The organism is Pseudomonas sp., from assembly GCF_046581935.1.
In the GTDB taxonomy this organism is placed as follows: domain Bacteria; phylum Pseudomonadota; class Gammaproteobacteria; order Pseudomonadales; family Pseudomonadaceae; genus Aquipseudomonas.
Map to the genome: position 1 here is coordinate 20,249 of NZ_JAYGFK010000001.1, position 25,447 is coordinate 45,695.

At 55.5% G+C, this 25,447-nt stretch carries 23 protein-coding genes; 18 read left to right on the forward strand and 5 right to left on the reverse strand.

The genetic code is table 11. The features are described 5' to 3' along the window. Positions 1–161 precede the first annotated feature (161 nt). From VCA57_RS00070 to VCA57_RS00095, 6 genes are read left to right on the forward strand one after another with little or no spacing between them, the layout of a single operon-like run. Positions 162–1,277 carry an ATP-NAD kinase family protein gene (locus VCA57_RS00070; protein ID WP_411182922.1) on the forward strand — a complete coding sequence of 372 codons (1,116 nt, stop codon included), beginning with the start codon at positions 162–164 and terminating at the stop codon, positions 1,275–1,277. A 12-nt stretch (positions 1,278–1,289) separates the two neighbouring features. Further along, entirely contained in the window at positions 1,290–1,688 is a 399-nt protein-coding gene (locus VCA57_RS00075) for a GFA family protein (protein ID WP_411182923.1), read from the forward strand. Continuing rightward, complete coding sequence (locus VCA57_RS00080) at positions 1,685–2,263, forward strand: DUF1287 domain-containing protein (RefSeq protein ID WP_411182924.1); 579 nt, start codon at positions 1,685–1,687, stop codon at positions 2,261–2,263. The genes VCA57_RS00075 and VCA57_RS00080 overlap by 4 nt, the downstream gene beginning before the upstream one ends. A gap of 24 nt (positions 2,264–2,287) precedes the next feature. Continuing rightward, on the forward strand, positions 2,288–2,722 hold the full coding sequence (locus tag VCA57_RS00085) for a thiol-disulfide oxidoreductase DCC family protein (protein WP_411182925.1): 435 nt from the start codon (positions 2,288–2,290) through the stop codon (positions 2,720–2,722). Beyond that, the gene (locus VCA57_RS00090; protein WP_411182926.1) at positions 2,715–3,107 is read left to right on the forward strand and encodes a DoxX-like family protein; all 393 of its coding nucleotides are present in this window, start codon (positions 2,715–2,717) and stop codon (positions 3,105–3,107) included. The genes VCA57_RS00085 and VCA57_RS00090 overlap by 8 nt, the downstream gene beginning before the upstream one ends. Before the next feature lie 28 nt (positions 3,108–3,135). Continuing rightward, positions 3,136–4,935 carry an ABC transporter transmembrane domain-containing protein gene (locus VCA57_RS00095; RefSeq protein WP_411182927.1) on the forward strand — a complete coding sequence of 600 codons (1,800 nt, stop codon included), beginning with the start codon at positions 3,136–3,138 and terminating at the stop codon, positions 4,933–4,935. 59 nt (positions 4,936–4,994) lie between these two features. On the opposite strand, the gene VCA57_RS00100 is transcribed toward VCA57_RS00095, so the two are convergent. From VCA57_RS00100 to VCA57_RS00115, 4 genes are all read right to left on the reverse strand, one after another. Beyond that, the gene (locus VCA57_RS00100) at positions 4,995–5,510 is read right to left on the reverse strand and encodes a DUF4823 domain-containing protein (protein ID WP_411182928.1); all 516 of its coding nucleotides are present in this window, start codon (positions 5,508–5,510) and stop codon (positions 4,995–4,997) included. A 76-nt stretch (positions 5,511–5,586) separates the two neighbouring features. Then, entirely contained in the window at positions 5,587–6,459 is an 873-nt protein-coding gene (gene rhtA, locus VCA57_RS00105) for a threonine/homoserine exporter RhtA (protein WP_411182929.1), read from the reverse strand. 127 nt (positions 6,460–6,586) lie between these two features. Beyond that, entirely contained in the window at positions 6,587–6,868 is a 282-nt protein-coding gene (locus VCA57_RS00110; RefSeq protein WP_411182930.1) for a pyrimidine/purine nucleoside phosphorylase, read from the reverse strand. A gap of 93 nt (positions 6,869–6,961) precedes the next feature. Further along, complete coding sequence (locus VCA57_RS00115; protein ID WP_411182931.1) at positions 6,962–7,513, reverse strand: exonuclease domain-containing protein; 552 nt, start codon at positions 7,511–7,513, stop codon at positions 6,962–6,964. A 227-nt stretch (positions 7,514–7,740) separates the two neighbouring features. On the opposite strand from VCA57_RS00115, the gene VCA57_RS00120 reads away from it, so the two are divergent. The 3 genes from VCA57_RS00120 (at position 7,741) to VCA57_RS00130 (ending at position 12,179) form a co-directional block, all read left to right on the forward strand. Beyond that, on the forward strand, positions 7,741–9,957 hold the full coding sequence (locus VCA57_RS00120; RefSeq protein WP_411182932.1) for an EAL domain-containing protein: 2,217 nt from the start codon (positions 7,741–7,743) through the stop codon (positions 9,955–9,957). Further along, positions 9,944–11,839, forward strand: a complete 1,896-nt coding sequence (locus tag VCA57_RS00125) for an ATP-binding protein (RefSeq protein WP_411182933.1) — start codon at positions 9,944–9,946, stop codon at positions 11,837–11,839. Before VCA57_RS00120 ends, VCA57_RS00125 begins: the two co-directional genes overlap by 14 nt. A gap of 79 nt (positions 11,840–11,918) precedes the next feature. After that, positions 11,919–12,179, forward strand: coding sequence for a YkgJ family cysteine cluster protein (locus tag VCA57_RS00130; protein ID WP_411182934.1), 261 nt, complete (start codon positions 11,919–11,921; stop codon positions 12,177–12,179). A gap of 149 nt (positions 12,180–12,328) precedes the next feature. Here the strand turns inward: VCA57_RS00130 and gltA are convergent, their stop codons facing one another. Further along, entirely contained in the window at positions 12,329–13,603 is a 1,275-nt protein-coding gene (gene gltA / locus VCA57_RS00135) for a citrate synthase (RefSeq protein WP_411182935.1), read from the reverse strand. Between the two features lie 363 nt (positions 13,604–13,966). Here gltA and sdhC point away from each other — a divergent pair, with 363 nt between their 5' ends. The 9 genes from sdhC (at position 13,967) to sucD (ending at position 25,333) form a co-directional block, all read left to right on the forward strand. Beyond that, positions 13,967–14,341 carry a succinate dehydrogenase, cytochrome b556 subunit gene (gene sdhC, locus VCA57_RS00140; protein WP_282876112.1) on the forward strand — a complete coding sequence of 125 codons (375 nt, stop codon included), beginning with the start codon at positions 13,967–13,969 and terminating at the stop codon, positions 14,339–14,341. Continuing rightward, entirely contained in the window at positions 14,335–14,703 is a 369-nt protein-coding gene (gene sdhD, locus VCA57_RS00145; protein ID WP_411182936.1) for a succinate dehydrogenase, hydrophobic membrane anchor protein, read from the forward strand. The genes sdhC and sdhD overlap by 7 nt, the downstream gene beginning before the upstream one ends. 3 nt (positions 14,704–14,706) lie before the next feature. Continuing rightward, on the forward strand, positions 14,707–16,479 hold the full coding sequence (sdhA, locus tag VCA57_RS00150; protein ID WP_411182937.1) for a succinate dehydrogenase flavoprotein subunit: 1,773 nt from the start codon (positions 14,707–14,709) through the stop codon (positions 16,477–16,479). A gap of 11 nt (positions 16,480–16,490) precedes the next feature. Next, positions 16,491–17,198, forward strand: coding sequence for a succinate dehydrogenase iron-sulfur subunit (locus VCA57_RS00155; RefSeq protein ID WP_411182938.1), 708 nt, complete (start codon positions 16,491–16,493; stop codon positions 17,196–17,198). A gap of 247 nt (positions 17,199–17,445) precedes the next feature. Beyond that, complete coding sequence (locus VCA57_RS00160; protein WP_411182939.1) at positions 17,446–20,277, forward strand: 2-oxoglutarate dehydrogenase E1 component; 2,832 nt, start codon at positions 17,446–17,448, stop codon at positions 20,275–20,277. Positions 20,278–20,346: 69 nt separating this feature from the next. Further along, entirely contained in the window at positions 20,347–21,567 is a 1,221-nt protein-coding gene (gene odhB, locus VCA57_RS00165; protein WP_411182940.1) for a 2-oxoglutarate dehydrogenase complex dihydrolipoyllysine-residue succinyltransferase, read from the forward strand. Between the two features lie 66 nt (positions 21,568–21,633). Then, the gene (gene lpdA, locus VCA57_RS00170; protein ID WP_411182941.1) at positions 21,634–23,070 is read left to right on the forward strand and encodes a dihydrolipoyl dehydrogenase; all 1,437 of its coding nucleotides are present in this window, start codon (positions 21,634–21,636) and stop codon (positions 23,068–23,070) included. A gap of 209 nt (positions 23,071–23,279) precedes the next feature. Next, positions 23,280–24,446, forward strand: a complete 1,167-nt coding sequence (sucC, locus tag VCA57_RS00175) for an ADP-forming succinate--CoA ligase subunit beta (protein WP_411182942.1) — start codon at positions 23,280–23,282, stop codon at positions 24,444–24,446. After that, positions 24,446–25,333: a succinate--CoA ligase subunit alpha gene (sucD, locus tag VCA57_RS00180; protein ID WP_411182943.1), complete on the forward strand. Its 888-nt coding sequence runs from the start codon at positions 24,446–24,448 to the stop codon at positions 25,331–25,333. Before sucC ends, sucD begins: the two co-directional genes overlap by 1 nt. The last annotated feature ends 114 nt before the right edge of the window (positions 25,334–25,447 follow it).

Sequence of the window (25,447 nt, forward strand, 5' to 3'; positions counted from 1 at the left end):
GATGGTCTCCTCATCGGTTAGGGCGATTTTATAAGTGTTAGATGAAGGCGCTATGACAAGTGGCGGCAGAAAACCGGCGCAAGACACAGGGCAATAACTACATACAGGCAATAAGCAGGCAACGTGCCAGTTGTCTGACGTAATTATGGATTGAGGATGCTATGGGGTTTTTCCATATTGGTCTGATCATCAACCCGTTGGCCGGGCTGGGTGGCCCGGCAGGCTTCAAGGGCAGTGATGGTATGGCGCAGCAGGCGTTGGCCTTGGGCGTTGAGGCCAAGTCAGCGCAACGCACACAAACGGCTCTTGAGGTGTTGTTGCCGCTGCGTGAGCGGCTAGAGTTCGTCACCTTCCCAGGTGCCATGGGCGCTGACTTGCTGGCTGAAATGGGCTTCGCTCACCGTGTGGTGGGCGCGTTGCCGGTCGGACCAAGTAGCGCTGCGGATACTCAGCAGGCTGTTACGTTGCTGCAAGACGCCGGTGTGGCGTTGATCCTGTTCGCCGGTGGTGACGGCACGGCGCGGGATATCTGCAGCGCTGCGCGTGAAGGCCAGCCAGTGTTGGGGATTCCGGCGGGAGTGAAGATCCAGTCGGGGGTGTATGGCATTAGCCCACGTGCGGCGGGCGAGCTTACAGCACGGCTGATCGAAGGTGGTTTGGTGCGCTTGAGCAGCGGTGAAGTGCGCGATATTGATGAAAGTGCGCTGCGCGAAGGACGGGTCAGCGCCCGCTGGTATGGCGAGCTGACGGTGCCGCAGGAAGGCGGCTATGTGCAGCAGGTCAAACAGGGCGGCATGGAATCCGAAGAACTGGTGCTGGGCGATCTGGCGGACTGGCTGCAGGACAGCTGGGAGGCCGATGTGCGCTATGTATTTGGCCCTGGCTCGACCTTGCATGGCCTGGCGCAAAACCTTGGCTTAACCACCACGCTGCTTGGCGTCGATGTGATCGAAAACGGCCAGGTGTTAGCCCGTGACGTGAACGAGGCGCAGCTGTTTGAGCTGGTGGCTGAGCATCCGGCACGTTTGCTGGTCACTGCCATTGGCGGCCAGGGCCATATTATCGGCCGTGGTAATCAGCAGATCAGCCCACGGGTGCTGCGCGCTATCGGCCTTGAGCATCTGCGGGTGGTCGCCACTAAACGCAAACTCGGCACCTTAGAAGGTCGGCCGCTGCTGGTTGATAGCGGTGATGTGCAGCTCGATGATGCCTTCCCCGATGTCGTACGCGTCTGGGCGGGCTATAAGGAAGAGCTGTTGTATCCCCTCGGTCATTGAAAGGAGCGTGTCATGCATCAGGGAGGTTGCCTCTGTGGGGCGGTGCGTTATCAGGTTGAAGGTGAGCTGGCGCCGATTCAGATCTGTCACTGTAGTCAGTGCCGCAAAGCCCAAGGCTCTGCGTTCGTTACCAATATTCCGGTGCAGGAGTCCGCATTTGCGCTGCTCAGTGGTGCCGAACAGCTCAAGGCCTACGAGTCGTCACCGGGCAAGCAGAGGGTGTTCTGCGGCAACTGCGGCTCACCGATCTACAGCTGCACTAGCAAACTACCGGGGGTGTTGCGCATTCGTGCCGGTAGCCTGGAGGGGGATCTGGCGACACGTCCGGGTTGGCATGCGTTCACCGCTTCGCGGGCCAACTGGTGGGACATACACGACGACCTCCCGCAGTCTCCGGCGTTCAAGCCGTGAGGCTGCTGGCGGCGCTGCTGTTTTTGCTGTTGGCCTTGCCGGCAGCGGCCGGGCCGATCGAGGCGCAGCGTTTGGTGCAGGATGCGCGCAGCCAGGTCGGTGTGACCTTGGGTTATGACCCGGCATACCGCCGGTTGAGTTATCCCTTGGGGGATGTGCCGCTCAATACCGGCGTGTGTACAGATGTGGTGATCCGCGCGTTGCGCCGGCAGGGGTTGGACCTGCAGCAAGCGGTGCACAAGGATATGCGGGCAAACTTTCGCCTGTATCCGCAAAGCTGGGGGCTAAGCCGGCCCGACCGCAATATCGACCACCGCCGTGTGCCCAACTTGATGACGTGGTTTAAGCGCCAGGGTTGGAGCCAGCCGCTCAGTCAGGCTGCGTCAGGCTACCGTGCCGGTGATATTGTGACTTGGGATCTGGGTGGCGGCTTGACTCACATCGGCATCGTCAGTGATCGCCAAGCTAGCAGTGGGGCACCGCTGGTGCTGCACAATATTGGGCGTGGGACTCAGGAAGAAGACATTCTGTTCGCCTTCAAAATCACCGGGCACTACCGCATTCCAGCTGTTTAAAGGCCGCGCAGGCAGGAGTTGAGCATGACCGATCAAGTACCGCCACCCTCTATCCAAAGCGGCGAGCGCGTGGTGCTGTTCGACGGCGTGTGCAAGCTGTGCAATGGCTGGGCGAAGTTTCTGATTCGCCATGATCCGCAGCAGGTGTTTCGTCTAGCTTCGGTGCAGTCCACCGAGGGGCAGGCATTGTTGCGCTGGTTTGCGCTGCCCACTGATAGATTCGACACCATGGGCTATGTTGAAGCTGGCACCTTGTATGTGCGCTCGGATGCGGTGCTGCGCATCGTCGCTCAGCTGCCGGGGGCATGGCGGTTTATGGCGTGGATGCGGGTTATCCCCCGGCCTGTGCGGGACTGGTGTTATGACCGGGTCGCGCTGAATCGCTACCGGCTGTTCGGTCGCTATGACAGCTGTTTGCTACCAAGTGCGGACCATAAAAGACGCTTTTTACATGATTGATCCGCGTTTACGGCAAGTTGCCTGGGTGGCGCGAATCACCCTGGCCCTGGTGTTTGTCTGGCATGGCCTGGTGCCGAAGATTCTTTGGTTAAGCCCGGATGAACTGATGATGATCCAAGCCCATGGCTTGCCTGCGCCGGAATGGGTGGCGCGGATGGCCGGCGCTGCGGAAATCCTCCTCGGGGGCCTGTTGCTGATGCGCAGCAGGCGTTGGCCGGTTTTGCTGGCAGCCGCGTTATTGGTTGTTCTGCTGCTTGATGTATCGCTCATGAACCCCCATCTACTGCTGCAGGCGTTCAATCCGTTGTCCACCAACCTTGCAGCCTTGGCCCTGTGTTGGGTGGTGTGGCGGCTTGAGTCCGAGCCTAAGCCGCCACTTCACTAATCGGCGCTAGCGCCCATAGCGAGTCTGCATGCTCTCGATTCTGTCTTCCCGCCAGCGCACCGCCTTGCGTATGGCTTGGCGTTTTATCGCGCCGTATCGCGGGCGTGTGCTCGGTGCCTTGCTGGCGCTGATGTTTACCGCTGCGATCACGTTGTCCATGGGGCAGGGCATCAAGTTGCTGGTCGATCAGGGGTTGGCGACTCAATCGCCGGCAGCCTTGCAGCATTCGATTGGTTTGTTCTTTGTGTTGGTGCTGGCCTTGGCCATTGGCACGTTCACGCGGTTCTACCTGGTGTCGTGGATTGGTGAGCGCTTTGTCGCGGACATCCGCATGCGCGTGTTCAATCACTTGATCGAGCTGCATCCGGGCTTCTATGAGAGCAACCGCAGTTCGGAAATCCAGTCGCGACTGACCGCCGACACCACGCTGTTGCAGTCGGTGATTGGCTCATCGCTGTCGATGGCGCTGCGTAACCTGATCATGCTGATTGGCGGTAGCGTGCTGCTGGTGGTGACCAACGCCAAACTCAGTGGCATCGTGCTGATGGCCCTGCCGTTGGTGGTCGCACCGATTCTGATTTTTGGCCGCCGGGTGAGGGCGTTGTCACGACAGAGTCAGGATCGCGTGGCGGATGTCGGCAGCTATGTCGGCGAAGTGCTCGGTCAAATCAAAACGGTGCAGGCATACAACCACCAGGCTGAAGATAAACGTCGTTTTGGTCTGTCCGCCGAGGCCGCCTTTGATACCGCGCGCAAACGTATTGCTCAGCGTGCCTGGCTGATTACCGTAGTTATCGTCCTGGTGCTCGGTGCGGTAGGCGTGATGCTCTGGGTCGGCGGGATGGATGTGATCGCTGGGCGGATTTCTGGCGGTGAGCTGGCCGCTTTCGTCTTTTACAGCCTGATTGTAGGCTCGGCCTTCGGCACCCTCAGTGAAGTGATTGGTGAGCTACAGCGCGCTGCGGGTGCTGCTGAACGCATCGCTGAACTGCTGCAGGCGCGCAATGAAATTACCCCGCCTGCCACCAATGGCCTGCAGTTGACGCAGCCGGTGCAAGGCCGGATTGAATTGCAGGGGCTGCGTTTTGCTTATCCCTCACGCCCGGGCAGCTTTGCCATCGACGGCATTGATCTGCAGGTCACGCCGGGGCAGACCTTGGCCTTGGTCGGACCTTCGGGTGCGGGCAAATCGACCCTGTTCGATTTGCTGCTGCGCTTTTTCGACCCGCAAGAGGGGCGGATTTTGATTGATGGTCAGCCTATTCAGCAGCTAGACCCCGCTGATTTGCGCAGCAGCTTTGCCCTGGTGTCGCAGAACCCGGCGCTGTTCTTTGGCACCGTTGAGGACAACATTCGTTACGGCCGCATGGATGCCAGCCTGGCGGAAGTAGAAGCCGCTGCGAAAGTGGCCCATGCCCATGAGTTCATCATGAAGTTGCCGCAGGGCTACCAAACTCATCTGGGCGATGCCGGGCTGGGCTTGTCGGGTGGTCAACGTCAACGCTTGGCAATCGCCCGCGCGCTGCTGGTTGATGCGCCGATTCTGCTGCTCGATGAAGCCACCAGCGCCCTCGATGCCGAGAGTGAGCATCTGATTCAGCAGGCGCTGCCGCGTCTTATGCAAGGCCGTACCACGTTGGTGATTGCCCATCGCTTGGCAACGGTTAAAAGCGCTGATCGCATTGCCGTGATCGAGGGCGGCAAGCTTGCCGCCATTGGCACACACAGCGAGTTGGTGACGAGTAGCCCGTTGTATGCGCGCCTGGCGGAATTGCAGTTCAGTAATGAAGCTGTAGACGAGATGCGCAGCTTTTATCCTTTGTCATAGTTAAAGCTTGCTTTGTATCTGTTCTTTGAATGGTTCGACCGAGCGCGTTAGCCCGCAGGTCAAGGTTTAAAGAGGGCTTGAAAGTATTCGTCTATGGGGGCAGGCAGTAGATCCTGTGGGTGGTCACCTCCGAGAGTGGCAATTCCACTTTTGCCTTCTATTACGACGGTGCTTTCTGTTTGGCCGGTAAATACATCTACCAGCTCAAGCTTCAGTTGCACTTTGTCGCGCATGAAATTCCACTCGGTGGCTCTATCTTCCCAGTGCAGGATGGAGGGGAAAACAAGATAGTCATAGCCACCTTGACGAGCAGCTTGAAGAGCCTGCTCCCAGTCTGCAACTCGGTTTGCTGCTGTGGCTTTTTGCATGTTCTTCAATAGTGCATTTCGGATGATGGCAGCGGTCATCTTGCCTGAGCCAGGATAAGGCTTGGCACCGTACATACCATCTTCTGGCTGAGCGACATAATAAGCTGCGCGTGCGGGCAGGCCGCCGCTATCAGTGTTTTTGATAAGTTGTGTCGAGTCCATGCACCCGCTCAAAAATAGCAGTGCGATCAATGTCAATTTGTTCATCTGCTCACTCTTTGTTAGTAGGTTTTCCGGCAAGTTTGTACTGGGTTATGGGTATGCCGGTTAGTCTATTTTCTATTTAAAGCGGCTTGGCTTTTGGCTTGATGGTCGCTGCGGCGCCGGCCGAGGCCAGGATGATGGCGCTGATCGCCAGCCATTGGCTGAGCGTGAGGCGCTCGCTGAGAAACAATAGGCCAGAGAGTGCGGCAACGGCGGGCTCCATGCTCATCAAGATGCTGAAGGTGCGCGCGGGTAAGCGGGTTAAGGCGACCATTTCCAGGCTGTAGGGCAGGGCTGATGAGAGCACCGCAACGCACAGGGCAATGGGCAGCAAGTCCAGCGAAAATAAGCTGCCGCCGGCTTGCCACAGGCCAATAGGGAAGACCAGCAGGGCGGCAACTATGGTGCCGAGTGCCACAGTTTGTTTGCCGTGTTCGGCTCCCGCTTTTTGCCCGAAGATGATGTATAGCACCCAGCACAAGCCAGCAGCCAAGGCCAGCGCCATGCCTAAAGGATCAAGCGGCACGTCAGCCTGTGTTGTGGGCAGTAGCAGCCAGAGACCGAAAACTGCTAAAGCAATCCAGACGAAATCCAGCAGACGGCGTGATGACAATAGCGCCAGGCTGAGCGGGCCGGTGAACTCCAGCGCGACGGCGATACCCAGCGGGATGGTTTTCAACGACAGGTAGAACAGCAGATTCATGCTGCCTAGCGACAGCCCGTAAGCCAGCAGCGAGCGGCAGGACTTTAAGGTTAGCTGCGCCTGCCAGGGGCGCATCACCACGCACAGAATCAGCGCGGCAAGGCTCAGGCGCAGGGCCGTGGTGCCGCTTGCGCCAATCTCCGGAAACAACCCCTTTGCCAGGGATGCGCCGCCCTGAATTGACGTCATGGCAATCAGCAGCAGGAGGATTGGCAAAATCACCAGAGAGAACTGGCTTGAGCGCGGCATGGTGGGTCCCTTTTACCTAGAGCATCAATTTGAATAGTGTGCAGCAGTTGTCAGCATTGTCACTGCAGGTGGTAAGCGAGCATAAAAAAGCCGGCCCTCGGGCCGGCTTTCAGGCACCAAGCCAGGCTTAGCGGTATTCACACAGGTAGGCAGTGTCAGTGGCCACCTTGAGCTGGAATTTACTGTTGGCTGGGACGGTGAAGCTGCTGCCGCCGGCGAAGGTTTCCCAGGTGTCGCTGCCTGGTAGTTTGACGCTCAGGGCGCCAGCGACCACGTGCATGATCTCTAGTTGATTAGTGCCGAACTCGTACTCGCCTGCAGCCATCACACCGATGGTGGCAGGGCCTTCAGTCATATCGAAGGCGATGGATTTGACGGTGCCGTCGAAGTATTCATTGACCTTGAACATCTGCAGTTCCTTAACGTGGGAATTAAAAGGCTCGCGGCTTTAGGCCGCAGACCATAAAAAGGCTTGCCAGTATGCCCAAGCGTTTTTTCTTCGTCATCTGCTTTGCACAGGCAAAACCAGCGGCAGTAACCGGGCTGTATTGCGCGCATCGCTGAGGGCGCGGTGTTGTTGGCCCTGAAACTTCAGTCCGGCCAGGTTAAGTGCCATTTTCAGGCCTATCGGGCTGGGGAGTTGGCGGGCCTCGGCAAAGCGCTTCTTTAAATTGATATGGGTTATTTGACTCAGATGGCTACTTAGCTCGTGGCTGCGCCATTCTTGTTCAAGCTGGCGACGGTCATAGTCGCCCCAGCTAGCCCAGCCGGTTAGTTGCTGTTTATGGTTGAGTAACCAGCGTTCAAATTGCGCCCAGACTTTGTTTAGCGGCGCTGCCGAGTCGACATCAGCTTGATTGATCTGGGTGAGATGGCGGCAGAAGTGGGTTAGCAGGGGGCGGCGCAGGGGGCGAACAAAGCGTTGAAAGTGCTCGACCTCATGGCCGGAGGCGTCGACCAGGCTGGCGCCTATTTCGATGATTTCCATATCTGTGACCGGCCAACCGCCTTCATCGGTGGTGGCTTCCAGGTCAATTACCAGCCAATGCTGCATAGGCCCTCCTTAGCGTGCTGCGAGTATGAAATCACTGCAGTCTCTGGGTAAAGCCTGCCGTTGAGGCTCATTTATAACGTTTTCGACAGTAGCAGCGGGCGGCCAGTTTAGTCGCTGGTATGTGCTGAGCGATTAGCTGGTGTCTGGTACGTAGTGTCTATACTTCAGTTGGCAGCCAGATAAGCGCTGGCTGTTACCTCTGCCCATTTTGCATACGAGCATTTTTCATGGATGAGCAACTTGCGTTCAGTGATGACCTCACCGGCAGTGCCAGTCAGCTTGTTTGGCGGGTTCTTGCGGTTGACGATGATATTAATTTTCAGCGTGCCACGGCTTTTGCCCTCGGCGACATGGCGGTGCTGGGTAAGCGCATTGAGCTGATTCAGGCATTCAGTAGCCGTGAGGCGTCGATGTTGCTGGCCGAGTACGATGATATCGCTTTGGTTTTGCTAGATGTGGTGATGGAAACCGAAGACGCCGGCCTGCGCTTGGTCAAGTCTCTGCGAGAGGTGATCGGTAATCGCGAAACACGTGTGGTGCTGCTGACTGGTGAACCTGGATTGGCTCCAGCCCATGAAGTGATGCGTGATTACGATATCAACGATTACTGGACGAAAAGCGAGTTAGGCGCAGACCGGCTGTTAACCGTACTGACTGCAGCCGTGCGTGGTTATTCCCAGCTTAAAGTCGTATCCAGTGCTCGCCGTGGGCTGCAGATGATTGTTGAGTCGAGTAATGCGTTGTTTTGCTCGAAGAGTACTCGTGATTTATCGGCGAAAATTCTCTCTGAAATAACCTCATTGCTCGGCTTGCAAGCTGAGGGAATTGTCTGTGTTCGTGTTGAGGATCAGGTTCTGGACGCAGCACCGAATGCGCGGGTAGTCAGTGCCAGTGGGCGCTTTACCAACAGCATTGATGGCGATCTGGAAAGCCTACAGGATCCCCAAGTGGTGGCTGCTCTACGCCGCTGCTTGCTAGAGCAACAAACCCTTAATTTAAGTGATTGCACGGTGCTGTTCTTTCCGCAGTATCAGGCCGGCGCTGATTACGCCTGTTATATCGCCAGTTCGCGCACATTGAGCTCCACCGAGATGGAGCTTCTCAAGGTGTTCAGCGCCAGTATCAGCCGAGGCTTGCATAGCGTTGCTTTGTTCAGTCGCCTGGAAGAAATGGCCTACCAAGACGATTTGCTGGCTATCCCTAACCGTAATGCATTGATACGCATGCTGGATATGGCGCTTAACTCAGAGGCGAAAGATCAACGGGTTTTGGTGCTTGTCGATATCGATAACTTCTCGGGTGCCAATACGGCGTTTGGTACTGGCTACGGCGACTTCATCCTTGGTTTGGTGGCCAAGAGGTTGCGTGATGCTTTTGATAGCAGTGTGTTGATAGCACGAGTGCGCGATGATCTTTTTGCGATTCTTGGCTTAAAGGAACAAGTGTGTGCCGCTGATATTGTGGCGTTGTTTCATCATCATAGCCGTGCTCATGAACTAGGCCAGGTGCATAGCCTGAGCAGCGTCACTATGCACCTGAGCGACTTTTCCGGCTCTGCTAGAGCGGCCTTGCAGGATGCTCTCTTGGCGCTTAAACAAGCGAAGCAGCTGGGGCATGATCAGCATGGTATCTATGACCCTACGCTTCAGCGGGCACATGCTGAGTCCTATCGGTTGTTACTGGCTTTACGTGATGCTGTCGATGCAGGACAGATTAGCGTGGCCTTACAGCCGCAGGTTGATCTGCAAACAATGCGTGTTATAGGTGTGGAGGCCTTGGCTCGTTGGCGTAATAGTGATGGTCAGATGGTCCCGCCACTGAGTTTTATTCCCCTGGCGGAAGCAACGGGTTACATACTGCTGCTGGGTGACTTGCTAATGCGCCTTGCTTTGCAAGCAGCCAAGCAGTTGGCCGATGCGGGGTATCCGCAGATCCGCGTAGCCATCAACGTCTCTGCGCCGCAGTTGCTGCAGCATGATTTTGTCGAGCGCTTCAAGTCTCACTTGGTATCAGCTGGGGTCGCTCCCGAGCAGGTTGAGGTGGAGATTACCGAGTCAGTGGCTATGCGGAATTTTGATGCGGTTTGCGAAAAATTAAGGGCTCTACGCAGTATGGGTGTAGAGGTGGCGATTGATGACTTTGGGACAGGGTTTTCATCGCTTAACTATTTGCGCGTTCTACCTGCAGATCGGTTAAAAATTGATCGCAGTTTTGTGCTTGAAATTGGTGAGGTAAGCGATCAGCAAATGATTGCCGAGGCAATCATCCAGATTGCTGCAAGGGTTGGTATGCAGGTGATTGCCGAGGGTGTCGAAACGCAACAGCAGGCTGACTGGATTCTTCAGCATGGCTGTCGGCAAGCTCAAGGCTACCTTTTTGCCAAGCCAATGGCCGGCGCCGAGTTGCTCGACTGGCTTGGTGCTTGGTCTGATGCCCGGTCATAAGCGTAGCTTGGCCTTGTCTCGTCCCGTCAGACGTTACTTACTGCTGCTGTTCGTGCCATGGGCGTTGCTCGTTCTGTTGTTGATGCTGCTACTTTACGAACGCATGCTTGAGGTCAGACTTGAGCCATTACTGCGCAATCAACAAGTTAGTTTGGATGAAGGAACGGGGGTGCTTGACCGGCATCTTGCAACTCTACGCGGCAATCTAAAATTCCTTATTCAGCAGCCGCTCCTGGCCAATGTCCTCGCCAACCCTAGTGCGGATAATAGAAATGCTTTGGGCCAACTTTTTGTCGAGTTTGCGCGTAGCACTGCGTTGTACGATCAAATTCGTTGGTTGGATGAAGATGGTACGGAACGGGTAAGAGTTGATTGGTTGGATGGTTCGCCAGTGGTGCTTGATCAGGTGCACTTACAGAGCAAGGCGAGCTCTTACTATTTTCTTGAAACTATGAGCCTAGATAAGGGCTCATTTTATTTGTCACGTTTCGACCTCAACAAAGAGCATGGTGTCGTCGAGCGCCCTATAAAGCCAACCTTACGCAGTGCAGAGCCCGTCTTTGATCGTGAGAATAAGCGCCGTGGAGTGCTTGTTTTGAATTATCTAGGACAGGTGCCTTTGCAGCGGTTGAATGCTGTTTCCAGGACCTATGGCAACAATTTAACCCTAGTCGATGATGGTGGGTATTGGATGCTGGCAGAGGAGGCGCAAGATGCCTGGGGTTTTGCTTTGGGTAACACGGAGGCAACGTTAGCCAGGCGTTACCCTGCTAGCTGGGCGCTTATGCAGACGGAGCAAAGTGGGGTTTTCACGGATGCAGATGGTGCATGGGCATTCAGTTGGTTCGACCCTTATCAGGGAGGCAGCAAAACATCTGCTGCAACTGGGCAATGGTTGTTGGTTTCGCATTTGCCCCGTGAGCAAATACAAGTCGAGCGTCTAGCAGCGCTCTGGCAAGTGCTGTTGTTGGGTTGTTCATTACTTGCAATAGGGCTTTTTGTTGCGCTGCGTATGGGGCTGGCTGAGGTTGAGCGTGATCGGGGGCGAGAGGCGCTGGAGGCAAGTAGTCGCGCATTGCGCGAGAGCAATAGTGAGTTGCTTGATACAGTTGAGCAGTTGCAGCGTACCCGTGGTGCCTTATTGCAGGCGGAGAAATTGTCCTCGCTAGGCACGTTGGTTGCTGGGGTGGCTCATGAGCTTAATACGCCAATCGGTGCTGCTAGTGTTGTTGGGTCAAGTTTGAACTCAGCTAATCAAAGCATGCGTAATTCGCTAGAACATGGCTTGCAGCGTTCAACACTTGAGCGATTTTTGCAGCGTAATGAGGAAGGGTTGGCGATCATTATCACCAGTCTTACGCGAATGGCGCAGTTAACGCGGGCGTTCAAACAGCTAGCGACTGATCGCGCCAGTACCGAGCGACGTACTTTCGATTTGGTTGAGCTCGTGCATGAGGTGTTGTTGCTGTTTACTCCAAAGCTTAAGCAGTCAGCGCATCGAGTTGTTGTTGAGTTGCCGCAAAGCCTGATGTTGGATAGTTATCCGGGGCCTGTTGGGCAAATTTTGCAGAACCTGATCGATAACGCGTTAGTTCATGCTTTTGAAAACCTTGAACAGGGCGTAGTGACTGTGTGTGTTCAGCATGATGCTCTGCGTCATGAGTGCGCTATCGAAGTGTGCGACAACGGCTGTGGCATGAGTGAGGAGGTGCTGGGTAAGATTTTTGATCCATTCTTCACCACGCGTCGCGGCAGGGGTGGCACTGGCTTGGGGTTGCACATCACACACCAACTTGCCGTTGATATTTTGGGGGGTGAGCTGCACGTGTGGAGTATTGAGGGTCAAGGAACGCGATTCAGTTTGCGTCTACCGCTCGCCTGAATTTATGCGTGCAGGCTGCCGGGAGTTGTTGAGGGCGCGTATCATCTGCCGCCTTTTCTGCTAAACCGAGGGTTGCCTGATGGAATGCCGTGCGGGCTGTGGCGCCTGCTGTATTGCGCCTTCGATTACTTCGCCCATTCCAGGCATGCCGTACGGCAAACCTGCGGGTGTGCGCTGCTTGCAGTTAGACGCCAATAACTACTGTTTGATCTTTGGTATGTCTGAGCGACCTGCTGTCTGTTCGACATTCCATGCGGATGTTGAGGTGTGCGGTAACAATGCCGAGCAGGCTATTCAACTGCTGGGCTGGTTGGAGCAGAGTACTGCCGTTGCGCCCTGATACTGTGATGCATGGTCATTAACAGTGGCTATTCTGGGGCTCTACATGTTGCAGGTAGATTTTTTTGTGGTCAGCGTTGAGGTTGGTGGTGGATTTTAGATGCAAAAAAGGCTGCCCAAGGGCAGCCTTTTTTGTGCGTCGGAACTGAGTTATTTCTTCAGGTCGCGTTGCGTATAGCCGGTATACAGCTGGCGTGGGCGGCCAATCTTGTATGGGCTAGAGAGCATTTCTTTCCAGTGTGAGATCCAGCCGACAGTCCGCGCCAGGGCGAAGATCACGGTGAACATGCTGGTTGGAATGCCGATAGCTTTTAGGATGATGCCCGAGTAGAAGTCGACGTTCGGGTACAGATTGCGCTCTTTAAAGTACGGGTCGGTCAGGGCGATCTCTTCCAGTCGCATGGCTAGTGCCAGCTGTGGATCATTGCTGATGCCCAGTTCTTTCAGTACTTCGTCGCAGGTCTGCTTCATCACGGTGGCGCGTGGATCACGGTTTTTGTAAACACGGTGACCGAAGCCCATCAACTTGAACGGGTCGTCCTTGTCTTTGGCCTTGGCGATGAATGTGTCGATGTTGTCGACACTACCAATCTCGTCAAGCATCGCCAGAACGGCTTCGTTAGCCCCTCCATGTGCTGGGCCCCATAGCGCAGCAATACCTGCAGCGATACAGGCAAACGGGTTAGCACCCGAGGAACCAGCCAAGCGCACGGTAGATGTTGAGGCATTCTGTTCATGGTCGGCGTGCAGGATAAAGATTTTATCCATTGCGTTAGCCAATACCGGGCTGATCGGTTTGATCTCGCACGGGGTGTTGAACATCATGTGCAGGAAGTTTTCCGCGTAGTTCAGGTCGTTACGCGGATACATCATCGGTTGACCCATGGAGTACTTGTAGGTCATGGCGGCGATGGTTGGCATCTTGGCGATCAGGCGCATGGCCGAAACTTCGCGGTGATGCGGGTTCTTGATGTCCAGCGAGTCATGGTAGAAGGCCGAAAGGGCGCCAACTACACCGCACATAATGGCCATCGGGTGAGCGTCACGGCGGAAGCCGTTGAAGAAGGTCTTCAGTTGCTCATGAACCATGGTGTGGTTCTTGATGGTGCTGACGAAAATGGCTTTTTCTTCTGCGTTCGGCAGTTCGCCGTTCAGCAGCAGGTAGCAGGTTTCCAAGTAATCAGATTGGTCTGCTAGCTGTTCAATGGGGTAGCCACGATGCAGCAAAATGCCTTGATCGCCATCGATATAGGTAATCTTCGATTCGCACGAGGCGGTAGACATAAAGCCAGGATCAAATGTGAAACGGCCCGTGGCGGTTAAGCCCCGCACGTCTATTACATCGGGACCAACGGTGCCGGTTAAAATGGGCAGCTCGACGGGGGCTGCGCCCTCGATGATCAACTGCGCTTTTTTGTCAGCCATGTGTGGCCTCCTAGTTATGCTTGAAATCATCTGACAGCCCCCCACGCAGGGCCCGCACCACTATAGTGAGATAAATGCGAATGTCAATTTGCTAAAACCCATGTGGCAGAAGGGTTTGCGGCTAATTTTAGGTGCATGAAGCTCGCTCTTTACGCCAATTATTGGTGCCACGCAATGAGCTTTTAGGTGCAGGGCTTTGCGTTGTCATTAGTAACCTAACTGTCTATACTCTGCGCCCAACTACCAAGGGCTTTACGCCTGTATTCTGGTAGTTGTCACTCCTTGGGTGATGGGTACCTGACCAGTGCACCTCCCGACAACTTTGCCCTGATAGTTAGGGGCTCTCAGTGTGATAAAAAAGCCGTGAATAGCCAAAGACCTGTAAACCTAGACCTTAGGACTATCAAACTCCCAATCACTGCTTACACGTCCATTCTTCACCGTATCTCCGGTGTCATCCTCTTTGTTGGTATTGCCATTCTGTTATATGGCCTCGACAAGTCGCTGGCGTCTGAAGAGGGCTTTGCCCAGGTGCAGGAATGCCTGACCAGTCCGCTGGCCAAGTTCGTGATTTGGGGTCTGTTGTCCGCTCTGCTGTACCACCTGGTGGCCGGTGTACGCCACTTGATCATGGACATGGGCATCGGTGAGACGCTGGAAGGCGGCAAGCTGGGTTCGAAAATCGTTCTCGTCGTATCGGCGATCGTGATCGTGCTGCTGGGGGTGTGGATATGGTAACCAACGTTACGAACTTCTCGCGTTCGGGTCTTTATGACTGGATGGCGCAGCGTGTGTCTGCTGTCGTTCTCGCGGCTTACGTGCTGTTCTTGCTGGGTTTTGTTGTGTGTAACCCGGGTCTGGGTTACAGCGACTGGCATGCACTGTTCTCCAATAACGCTATGCGCATTTTCAGCCTGTTAGCTCTAGTGGCGCTCAGCGTCCACGCCTGGGTTGGCATGTGGACAATTTCCACTGACTACCTGACACCAATGGCTTTGGGTAAGTGGGCTACTGCCGTGCGTTTTCTGTTTCAGGCTGCGTGTGGCGTTGCCATGTTCGCGTTCTTTGCCTGGGGCGTGCAGATTTTTTGGGGTAACTGATCCATGACAAGCATTCGCACTCTTTCTTATGACGCCATTATTGTTGGTGGCGGCGGCGCGGGTATGCGCGCTGCATTGCAGTTGGCTCAGGGTGGTCATAAAACTGCAGTGGTGACCAAGGTCTTCCCGACCCGCTCGCACACTGTATCTGCTCAAGGTGGCATTACCTGCGCTATCGCTTCGGCAGATCCGAACGATGATTGGCGCTGGCACATGTACGACACCGTCAAAGGCTCCGACTATATCGGTGACCAAGACGCTATCGAATATATGTGCTCCGTTGGTCCGGAAGCGGTATTTGAGCTCGAACACATGGGTCTGCCGTTCTCCCGTACTGAGCAGGGTCGCATCTATCAGCGTCCGTTCGGTGGTCAGTCCAAGGGGCCAAACAACCCTACCCAGGCTGCGCGGACTTGTGCCGCAGCTGACCGTACTGGTCACGCGCTGCTGCATACCCTTTATCAGGCCAACCTCAAGGCTGGTACCTCGTTTCTTAATGAGTGGTATGCAGTCGATCTGGTGAAGAACCAGGATGGCGCCGTGGTTGGCACCATCGCTATTTGCATCGAGACTGGCGAAACCGTCTATATCCGCTCTAAAGCAGTGGTTCTGGCCACTGGCGGTGCGGGTCGTATCTATGCGTCCACCACTAACGCCTTGATCAATACCGGTGACGGCATTGGTATGGCGCTGCGTGCAGGCGTGCCGGTGCAAGACATCGAAATGTGGCAGTTCCACCCGACCGGCATTGCCGGCGCTGGTGTACTGGTCACCGAAGGTTGTCGCGGTGAAGGCGGTTACCTGATTAACGCCCACGGCGAGCGTTTCATGGAGCGCTATGCGCCGAACGCTAAAGACTTGGCCGGTCGTGACGTAGTAGCACGTTCGATGGTTAAAGAAGTGCTCGCTGGTAACGGCTGTGGCCCGGACAAAGATCACGTATTGCTCAAGCTCGACCACCTCGGCGAAGAAGTGCTGCACAGCCGTCTGCCAGGTATCTGCGAACTGTCGAAGACTTTTGCTCACGTTGACCCAGTTGTTGCGCCGGTTCCGGTCATTCCGACCTGTCACTATATGATGGGCGGCGTGCCGACCAACATTCATGGTCAGGCAATTACTCAGGACGCCAACGGCAACGACAAGATCATTGACGGTCTGTTTGCTGTAGGCGAAGTTGCATGCGTATCGGTACACGGCGCCAACCGTCTGGGTGGCAACTCGTTGCTCGATTTGGTGGTTTTCGGTCGTGCAGCGGGTCTGCATCTGGAAAAAGCGCTGAAAGAAGGCGTGGAAGTCCGTGGTGCCAGCGAAACTGATATCGAGGCATCGCTCAAGCGTCTGTCTGGCGTGAACGAGCGTAAGGCCGGCGAAGATGTCGCGCCACTGCGTAAAGAACTGCAACAGTGCATGCAAAACTACTTCGGTGTGTTCCGAACCGGTGAGTACATGCAAAAGGGTATTGCCCAACTGGCCGACCTGCGTGAGCGGATCGCGACTGTCAAAATCGCGGACAAGAGCCAGGCTTTCAACACTGCGCGTATCGAAGCTTTGGAACTGCAAAACCTTCTCGAAGTGGCTGAAGCCACTGCGATCGCCGCTGAGGTTCGTAAAGAATCCCGTGGTGCTCACGCTCGTGAAGACTTTGAAGAACGTGACGACGAAAACTGGCTCTGCCACTCCCTGTACTTCCCAGGTGAGAAGCGTGTGTCCAAGCGTGCCGTCAACTTCTCGCCGAAGACAGTTCCGACGTTTGAACCCAAAGTCCGGACTTATTAAGGGTGGCTGATATGTTGCAAGTCAGTGTTTATCGCTACAACCCGGAGCAGGATGCTGCGCCGTTTATGCAGGACTTCCAGGTCGATACGGGCGGTAAGGACATCATGGTCCTTGACGTACTGGCACTGGTTAAAGAACAGGATGAGGGCTTTTCTTACCGTCGTTCCTGTCGTGAAGGTGTTTGCGGTTCCGATGGCATGAACATCAACGGCAAGAATGGCTTGGCCTGTATTACGCCAATTTCCAGTGCTGGCCTGAAAGGTGGCAAGCTGGTTATTCGCCCGCTGCCTGGCTTGCCAGTCATTCGTGACTTGGCTGTTGATATGAGCATCTTCTACAAGCAATACGAGAAGGTGCAGCCATTCCTGCAGAACGATACACCGGCTCCGGCCATTGAGCGTCTGCAGACGCCGGAAGAGCGTGAGAAGCTAGACGGTCTGTACGAGTGCATTCTGTGCGCGTGCTGCTCCACCAGCTGCCCATCCTTCTGGTGGAACCCTGATAAGTTCCTCGGCCCAGCTGCATTGCTACAGGCTTATCGCTTCCTGGCAGATAGCCGCGACACCAAGACCGAAGAGCGTCTGGCGTCGCTGGATGATCCGTTCAGTGTGTTTCGCTGCCGCGGCATCATGAACTGCGTGAACGTTTGCCCGAAGGGTTTGAACCCTACTAAAGCAATCGGCCACGTCCGCAACATGTTGCTGCAAAGCGGTACTTGATTCACGGTTGTTAGTTAGACCCGTAACATCTGCGGCGCTGGCCCAACGCTAGCGTCGCAGTTATAGCCAGGACTGCTGCTCACAAAGCGGTGGGCCTTAATTTGAAAATTATGACGACCAGCAGGGGCATCCGGGCTGGTGCCCGGACTATCTGCGGGATCCGTAGTGGCTACCAGTCGCTGCTTCAGGACTAGCAAGCCATACGGTTTCTTCGCCGGTGGTGTCCCCTTACCGAGGGTGACCAAGCATGCAAGAAAGCGTGATGCAGCGCATGTGGGACAGTGCCCACCTATCCGGTGGTAACGCTGCCTATGTGGAAGAGCTCTATGAGCTTTACCTGCACGATCCCAACGCTGTGCCAGAAGAGTGGCGCACTTACTTCCAGAAGTTGCCGACTGACGGCAGCGCCGCCACAGACGTATCGCATTCAACGATTCGCGATCATTTCGTGCTGCTCGCTAAAAATCAGCGCCGTGCTCAGCCGGTGTCTGCTGGTAGCGTGAGTAGTGGGCACGAGAAGAAGCAAGTCGAAGTGCTGCGCCTGATTCAGGCTTATCGCATGCGCGGCCATCAGGCTGCTCAGCTCGATCCGCTTGGCCTCTGGCAGCGCCCTGTACCGGCTGATCTGGCGATCAATCACTACGGCCTAACCGATGCCGATTTGGACACCACCTTCCATACGGGTGAGCTGTTCATTGGCAAGGAAGAGGCTACTCTGCGCGAAATTCACGATGCGTTGCAGCAGACATATTGCCGCACCATCGGTGCCGAGTTCACTCATATCGTCGATTCCGAACAGCGCAGCTGGTTTCAGCAGCGTCTGGAAAGCGTGCGCGGTCGTCCACAATTTTCTGCCGAGGTTCAGAGCCATCTGCTCGAGCGTCTGACAGCAGCTGAAGGCCTAGAAAAATACTTGGGCACCAAGTACCCAGGCACCAAACGCTTCGGCCTGGAAGGTGGTGAAAGCCTGATCCCGCTGCTCGATGAAGTGATCCAGCGCTCCGGCTCTTACGGCACCAAGGAAATCGTTATCGGCATGGCCCACCGTGGCCGTTTGAACGTTCTGGTAAATACCTTTGGTAAAAACCCGCGCGATCTGTTCGACGAATTCGAAGGCAAGAAAACTGCCGGCCTGTCCTCCGGTGACGTGAAGTATCACCAGGGCTTCTCTTCCAACGTGATGACCGCTGGCGGCGAAGTGCATTTGGCTATGGCGTTTAACCCTTCGCACTTGGAGATCGTATCTCCAGTGGTTGAGGGTTCGGTACGCGCCCGTCAGGATCGTCGTAATGACGAAAGTGGCGAGAAAGTATTGCCGGTATCCCTGCATGGTGACGCCGCTTTTGCCGGTCAAGGCGTGGTGATGGAAACCTTCCAGATGTCGCAGACACGCGGCTTCAAAACGGGCGGTACGATCCACATCGTGATCAACAACCAAGTCGGCTTTACCATCAGCAACCCGCTGGACTCGCGTTCCACCGAGTACTGCACCGATGTGGCGAAGATGATTCAAGCGCCCATCCTGCACGTTAACGGTGATGACCCGGAAGCGGTGCTGTTTGTTACTCAGTTGGCCGTTGATTACCGCATGCAGTACAAGCGTGACGTGGTTATCGACCTAGTCTGCTACCGTCGTCGTGGTCACAACGAGGCCGACGAGCCGAGCGGTACTCAGCCGATCATGTATCAGCAGATCACCAAGCAGCGCACCACGCGTGAGCTGTATGCAGATTCCCTGACTGTTGCAGAGCGCCAGTCGGCAGATGAGGTACAAGCCAAAATCGACGAATACCGCACTGCACTGGATAACGGTCAGCATGTGGTCAAGAGTCTGGTCAAAGAGCCGAACAAAGAACTGTTTGTCGATTGGCGTCCTTATCTGGGCCATGCCTGGACCGCACGTCACGACACGCGTTTTGAGCTGAAAACGCTGCAAGAGCTATCCAACAAATTGTTGGAAATCCCCGAGGGCGTGGTTGTTCAGCGCCAAGTGGCGAAGATTCTTGAAGACCGGCAGAAGATGGGCGCGGGCGCTCTGGCGATCAACTGGGGGTATGCCGAAACAATGGCCTACGCCACCCTGTTGTTCGAAGGCCATCCGATCCGTATGACAGGGCAGGATATTGGTCGCGGTACGTTCTCGCACCGCCATGCGGTGCTGCACAACCAGAAAGACGCCAGCACTTATGTGCCGCTGAAGAACCTATATGAGGGTCAACCGAAGTTTGACTTGTACGACTCCTTCCTTTCGGAAGAAGCCGTATTGGCCTTTGAGTACGGCTATGCCACTACTCAACCTCAGTCGCTGGTGATCTGGGAAGCCCAGTTTGGCGACTTTGCCAACGGCGCCCAGGTTGTGTTTGACCAGTTCATTTCCAGTGGTGAGCACAAGTGGGGTCGCCTCTGTGGCCTGACCATGCTATTGCCGCATGGTTATGAAGGGCAGGGGCCAGAGCACAGCTCGGCACGTCTGGAGCGTTACCTGCAACTGTGCGCTGAGCACAACATGCAAGTAGCGGTGCCAACTACGCCTGCGCAGATCTACCACTTGCTGCGTCGTCAGGTGATCCGCCCATTGCGTAAGCCATTGGTCGTGTTGACGCCGAAATCGCTGTTGCGCCACAAACTGGCCATTTCGACGCTGGAAGATCTAGCCCAAGGTTCGTTCCAGACCGTGATTCCAGAGATCGACGCAATCGATCCGAAGAAAGTCGAGCGCCTGGTTCTGTGTAGCGGCAAGGTTTATTACGACTTGTTGGAAAAACGTCGCAACGAAGGCCGCGAAGATATCGCCATTGTGCGTCTCGAGCAGCTCTATCCGTTCCCAGAGGATGATTTGACGGAGGCCTTGGCCCCCTACAAAAACCTCAAGCACGTCGTCTGGTGTCAGGAAGAACCGATGAACCAGGGCGCTTGGTATTGCAGCCAGCATCACATGCGTCGCGTGACAACCGCGCATAAGAAAACGCTGTTCCTCGAATACGCCGGTCGTGATGCCTCTGCTGCACCTGCTTGTGGTTACGCATCGTTGCACGCCGAACAGCAGGAAAAACTCCTGCAAGATGCCTTTACTGTTTAACGACTTCGCGTGACAGGCGACCGAATGGGTCGCCTGTTAGAAGAAAACGAATTTAAGGAATTACACATAATGGCTATCGAGATCAAAGCCCCTACTTTCCCGGAATCGGTTGCCGATGGCACTGTGGCCACTTGGCACAAGAAGCCGGGCGATGCGGTCAAGCGCGACGAACTGATCGTCGACATTGAAACCGACAAAGTAGTGATTGAAGTGCTGGCCGAGGCCGACGGCGTCCTCGCAGAAATCATCAAGAATGAAGGCGATACCGTTCTCAGTAATGAAGTGCTGGGTTCTTTGGGCGAGGGCGGTGCAGCTGCTCCTGCGCCTGCCGCAGCTGCTCAAGCCGCTGCGCCTGCTGCCGCTCCGTCCGTGACTGTTGGCGAAGAACAGATTCTTTCGCCGGCAGCGCGCAAAATCGCCGAAGAAAATAGCATCGACCCGAACAGCATTGCCGGTACTGGCAAGGGCGGTCGTGTGACCAAGGAAGATGTGGTTGCAGCTGTCGAAGCTAAAAAGAATGCGCCAGCTACTCCTGCTACTAAGCCTGCCGCACCTGCTGCCGCAGCACCGGTATTGGCTGCTGGTGATCGCGTTGAGAAGCGTGTGCCGATGACCCGCGTTCGCGCCACTGTGGCTCGTCGTCTGGTTGAAGCACAGTCGAACATGGCTATGCTGACCACCTTCAATGAAGTTGACATGACTGAAGTCATGGCTCTGCGTTCGAAGTACAAGGATCTGTTCGAGAAGTCTCACAACGGCGTGCGCCTGGGCTTCATGTCGTTCTTCGTCAAGGCTGCTACCGAAGCGCTGAAGCGCTTCCCTGCGGTCAACGCTTCGATTGATGGCTCAGACATCGTTTACCACGGTTACGCTGACGTGGGTGTTGCGGTATCCAGTGATCGTGGTCTGGTCGTTCCAGTACTGCGTAATGCGGAACTGATGAGCCTGGCTGAAATCGAAAATGGCATTGCCACCTTCGGTAAAAAAGCGCGCGACGGCAAATTGTCGATCGACGAGATGACCGGCGGCACGTTCACTATCACTAATGGTGGTACTTTCGGTTCGATGATGTCGACACCGATCGTCAACCCGCCGCAAGCCGCAATTCTCGGAATGCACAACATTCTGCAGCGTCCGATGGCGATTAATGGCCAAGTGGTGATTCGTCCAATGATGTATCTGGCGTTGTCCTACGACCACCGCCTGATTGATGGTAAAGAGGCCGTGACCTTCCTGGTGACCATCAAAAACCTGCTGGAAGACCCAGCGCGTCTGTTGCTGGACATCTAAAAGCCAATTTCTCCCACGGCGGCCCTGTACTCAGGGCCGTCCGGTTTATTCGAGAAGGAATACGTTATGACCCAGAAATTTGACGTAGTAGTCATCGGTGCTGGCCCTGGCGGCTATGTAGCCGCGATCAAAGCCGCTCAGCTTGGCCTGAAGACTGCTTGCATCGAGAAGTACCAGGATAAAGAAGGCAAAGTCGCACTCGGTGGTACTTGCCTGAACGTCGGTTGCATTCCTTCCAAGGCGCTGTTGGACAGCTCTTGGAAATACCACGAAGCGCACGAAGGCTTTGCCATTCATGGTATCGAAGCCAAAAGCGTGACCATTGATGTGCCTGCGATGATCGGTCGCAAAGCTAACATCGTGAAAAACCTCACCGGTGGCGTTGCTACCTTGTTCAAGGCTAATGGCGTGACCCTGCTTGAAGGTCACGGCAAACTGCTGGCCAACAAGCAGGTTGAAGTCACCGGTTCCGACGGCAAGACGCAGATCGTCGAAGCCGGCAGCGTGATCCTGGCCTCCGGCTCCAAGCCAATCGACATCCCGCCGGCTCCGGTTGATCAGGACGTGATCGTCGACTCAACTGGTGCCTTGGAATTCCAGAGCGTACCGAAGAAGCTGGGCGTAATTGGCGCTGGCGTTATTGGTCTGGAACTGGGTTCGGTCTGGGCGCGTCTGGGTGCTGACGTGACTGTACTAGAAGCACTAGACAAGTTCCTTCCGGCTGCCGATGAGCAGATCGCCAAAGAAGCGCTGAAGACCTTTACCAAACAAGGTCTGAAAATCCGTCTGGGTGCTCGTGTAACTGGTTCGGAAGTGAAGAAGAAACAAGTTACCGTCAACTTCACTGACTCAGAAGGCGAGCAGAAGATCGTTTTCGATAAGCTGATCGTTGCCGTTGGCCGTCGCCCAGTAACCACTGACCTGTTGTCCGCCGATAGTGGCGTCGACATGGACGAGCGTGGCTTTATCTTCGTAGACGACCAGTGCGCCACCAGCGTACCAGGCGTATATGCCATTGGTGATGTGGTGCGCGGCGCTATGCTGGCTCACAAGGCATCTGAAGAAGGCATCATGGTTGCCGAGCGCATCGCTGGCCATAAAGCCCAGATGAACTACGACCTGATCCCATCGGTTATCTACACCCACCCGGAAATCGCATGGGTTGGTAAAACTGAGCAGCAACTGAAGACCGAAGGCGTGGCAGTTAACGTTGGTACCTTCCCGTTCGCTGCTAGCGGTCGTGCCATGGCGGCCAACGACACTGGCGGTATGGTCAAGGTTATCGCTGATGCCACTACTGACCGCGTTCTGGGTGTACACGTGATTGGCCCAAGCGCTGCCGAACTGGTGCAGCAAGGTGCGATCGGTATGGAGTTCGGCACTAGCGCCGAGGATCTGGGGATGATGGTCTTCTCCCACCCAACGCTGTCCGAAGCACTGCATGAAGCTGCTCTGGCAGTGAATGGTCATGCCATCCACGTCGCCAACCGTAAGAAGCGTTAACACGTTGTTGGTTTGAGCCGTGCCTTTGCCGGCGTTGTGTCTTGGTATAGGCACGGCTTAGCCAGAAAGAACCACGGCAGACTGCCCGCGTACAGCTCAGGCGACTGCGCGGAACGTCAGTCGGATTGCTGCAGAAGCAGTCACAGGTGGTGCGGCATCACAAGTGCAGCACCGTATGCGCAATACCTAAACGAAGACGGTAGACAAGCATGAATCTCCACGAGTATCAGGGTAAGCAGCTGTTCGCTGAATACGGCTTGCCCGTATCCAAAGGCTTCGCGGTAAACACCCCGGAAGAAGCTGCAGCAGCCTGCGAAAAAATTGGTGGCACCGAGTGGGTCGTCAAAGCGCAAGTTCATGCTGGTGGCCGCGGTAAAGCGGGCGGCGTGAAACTGGTTAAGAGCAAAGAAGACGCCAAAGCTTTTGCTGCCAACTGGCTGGGCAAGCGTCTGGTGACTTACCAGACAGACGCCAATGGTCAGCCGGTCAACCAGATTCTGGTCGAGTCCTGCACCGATATCGCCAAGGAACTGTACCTGGGCGCTGTTGTTGACCGTTCGAGCCGTCGCATCGTGTTCATGGCTTCCACCGAAGGTGGCGTGGACATCGAGAAAATCGCTCACGATACTCCAGAAAAAATTCTCAAAGCCACTATCGATCCACTGGTTGGCGCTCAGCCATTCCAGGGTCGCGAGCTGGCTTTCCAGTTGGGTCTGGAAGGCAAGCAAGTTGCCCAGTTCGCCAAGATCTTCGTCGGTCTGGCCAAACTGTTCCAAGATCACGATCTGGCGCTGCTGGAAGTGAACCCGCTGGTGATCAAGGCTGACGGCGATCTGCATTGCCTCGACGCCAAGATCAACATCGACGCCAACGCCATGTACCGTCAGCCTAAGCTGAAGACTTTCCACGATCCGTCGCAAGACGATCCGCGCGAAGCGCACGCTGCCAAGTTCGAGCTGAACTACGTAGCCCTGGAAGGTAACATCGGTTGCATGGTCAACGGTGCTGGCCTGGCCATGGGTACCATGGACATCGTCAACCTGCATGGCGGCAAACCAGCCAACTTCCTCGACGTAGGCGGCGGTGCAACCAAAGAACGCGTTACCGAAGCGTTCAAGATCATTCTGTCCGACTCCAACGTCGCTGCCGTACTGGTGAACATCTTCGGCGGTATCGTTCGTTGCGACATGATTGCCGAAGGCATCATCGGTGCAGTGAAAGAAGTTGGCGTGAAAATCCCGGTTGTTGTTCGCCTTGAAGGTAACAACGCTGAGCTGGGCGCTAAAGTACTGGCAGAAAGCGGTTTGAACATCATCGCGGCTACCAGCCTGACCGACGCTGCTCAACAAGTTGTCAAAGCTGCGGAGGGCAAATAATGAGCGTCCTGATCAATAAAGACACCAAGGTTATCTGCCAGGGTATTACCGGTTCGCAAGGTAGTTTCCACACCCAGCAAGCCATCGAGTACGGCACCCAGATGGTTGGCGGCGTAACTCCAGGCAAAGGCGGCACCGAGCACCTGGGTCTGCCAGTGTTCAACACCGTGAAAGACGCTGTAGCTGCCACTGGCGCCACCGCCAGCGTGATCTACGTTCCAGCTCCTTTCTGCAAAGATTCGATCCTGGAAGCTGCTTTCGGCGGTATAAAGCTGATCGTCTGCATCACTGAAGGCATTCCTACCCTGGACATGCTGGACGCTAAAGTTAAGTGCGACGAGCTGGGCGTAGTCCTGATCGGCCCTAACTGCCCAGGCGTTATCACCCCAGGCGAGTGCAAGATCGGCATCATGCCTGGTCACATCCACTTGCCAGGCAAAGTAGGCATCGTGTCGCGTTCCGGCACTCTGACTTACGAAGCTGTTAAGCAGACCACTGACGCCGGTTTCGGTCAGTCCACCTGCGTCGGCATCGGTGGTGACCCGATCCCAGGCTCCAACTTCATCGACATCCTGAAGCTGTTCCAGGAAGACCCGAAGACCGAAGCGATCGTTATGATCGGTGAGATCGGCGGTTCGGCTGAAGAAGAAGCCGCTGCTTACATCAAAGCCAACGTGACCAAGCCGGTTGTGTCCTATATCGCTGGTGTAACTGCTCCGGCAGGCAAGCGTATGGGTCATGCTGGTGCAATCATCTCTGGCGGCAAGGGTACTGCAGACGAGAAGTTCGCAGCCCTGCAAGACGCTGGCGTGAAAACCGTGCGTTCCCTGGCTGATATCGGTAAGGCTCTGGCCGAACTGACTGGTTGGGAAGTCAAAAACGCCTAAGCGTTGCTGACTTTAGAAAGGCCACCTTCGGGTGGCCTTTTTTATTTCGGCTGAGATTAACTGTTACTGATGCGACAGCTTTTTTCATCACTCCGACAGCTTGACCTGCATCAG

Bases quoted from the DNA above. Each gene is read 5' to 3' on its own strand.
- VCA57_RS00090 (WP_411182926.1), top strand. From the start codon at position 2,715: ATGATTGATCCGCGTTTACGGCAAGTTGCCTGGGTGGCGCGAATCACC.
- sucC (WP_411182942.1), top strand. From the start codon at position 23,280: ATGAATCTCCACGAGTATCAGGGTAAGCAGCTGTTCGCTGAATACGGC.
- sdhA (WP_411182937.1), top strand. From the start codon at position 14,707: ATGACAAGCATTCGCACTCTTTCTTATGACGCCATTATTGTTGGTGGC.
- sdhD (WP_411182936.1), top strand. From the start codon at position 14,335: ATGGTAACCAACGTTACGAACTTCTCGCGTTCGGGTCTTTATGACTGG.
- VCA57_RS00070 (WP_411182922.1), top strand. From the start codon at position 162: ATGGGGTTTTTCCATATTGGTCTGATCATCAACCCGTTGGCCGGGCTG.
- odhB (WP_411182940.1), top strand. From the start codon at position 20,347: ATGGCTATCGAGATCAAAGCCCCTACTTTCCCGGAATCGGTTGCCGAT.
- VCA57_RS00160 (WP_411182939.1), top strand. From the start codon at position 17,446: ATGCAAGAAAGCGTGATGCAGCGCATGTGGGACAGTGCCCACCTATCC.
- VCA57_RS00125 (WP_411182933.1), top strand. From the start codon at position 9,944: ATGCCCGGTCATAAGCGTAGCTTGGCCTTGTCTCGTCCCGTCAGACGT.
- VCA57_RS00075 (WP_411182923.1), top strand. From the start codon at position 1,290: ATGCATCAGGGAGGTTGCCTCTGTGGGGCGGTGCGTTATCAGGTTGAA.
- VCA57_RS00155 (WP_411182938.1), top strand. From the start codon at position 16,491: ATGTTGCAAGTCAGTGTTTATCGCTACAACCCGGAGCAGGATGCTGCG.
- VCA57_RS00095 (WP_411182927.1), top strand. From the start codon at position 3,136: ATGCTCTCGATTCTGTCTTCCCGCCAGCGCACCGCCTTGCGTATGGCT.
- VCA57_RS00085 (WP_411182925.1), top strand. From the start codon at position 2,288: ATGACCGATCAAGTACCGCCACCCTCTATCCAAAGCGGCGAGCGCGTG.
- lpdA (WP_411182941.1), top strand. From the start codon at position 21,634: ATGACCCAGAAATTTGACGTAGTAGTCATCGGTGCTGGCCCTGGCGGC.
- rhtA (WP_411182929.1), bottom strand. From the start codon at position 6,459: ATGCCGCGCTCAAGCCAGTTCTCTCTGGTGATTTTGCCAATCCTCCTG.
- VCA57_RS00120 (WP_411182932.1), top strand. From the start codon at position 7,741: ATGGATGAGCAACTTGCGTTCAGTGATGACCTCACCGGCAGTGCCAGT.
- VCA57_RS00130 (WP_411182934.1), top strand. From the start codon at position 11,919: ATGGAATGCCGTGCGGGCTGTGGCGCCTGCTGTATTGCGCCTTCGATT.
- gltA (WP_411182935.1), bottom strand. From the start codon at position 13,603: ATGGCTGACAAAAAAGCGCAGTTGATCATCGAGGGCGCAGCCCCCGTC.
- VCA57_RS00100 (WP_411182928.1), bottom strand. From the start codon at position 5,510: ATGAACAAATTGACATTGATCGCACTGCTATTTTTGAGCGGGTGCATG.
- VCA57_RS00110 (WP_411182930.1), bottom strand. From the start codon at position 6,868: ATGTTCAAGGTCAATGAATACTTCGACGGCACCGTCAAATCCATCGCC.
- sucD (WP_411182943.1), top strand. From the start codon at position 24,446: ATGAGCGTCCTGATCAATAAAGACACCAAGGTTATCTGCCAGGGTATT.
- VCA57_RS00115 (WP_411182931.1), bottom strand. From the start codon at position 7,513: ATGCAGCATTGGCTGGTAATTGACCTGGAAGCCACCACCGATGAAGGC.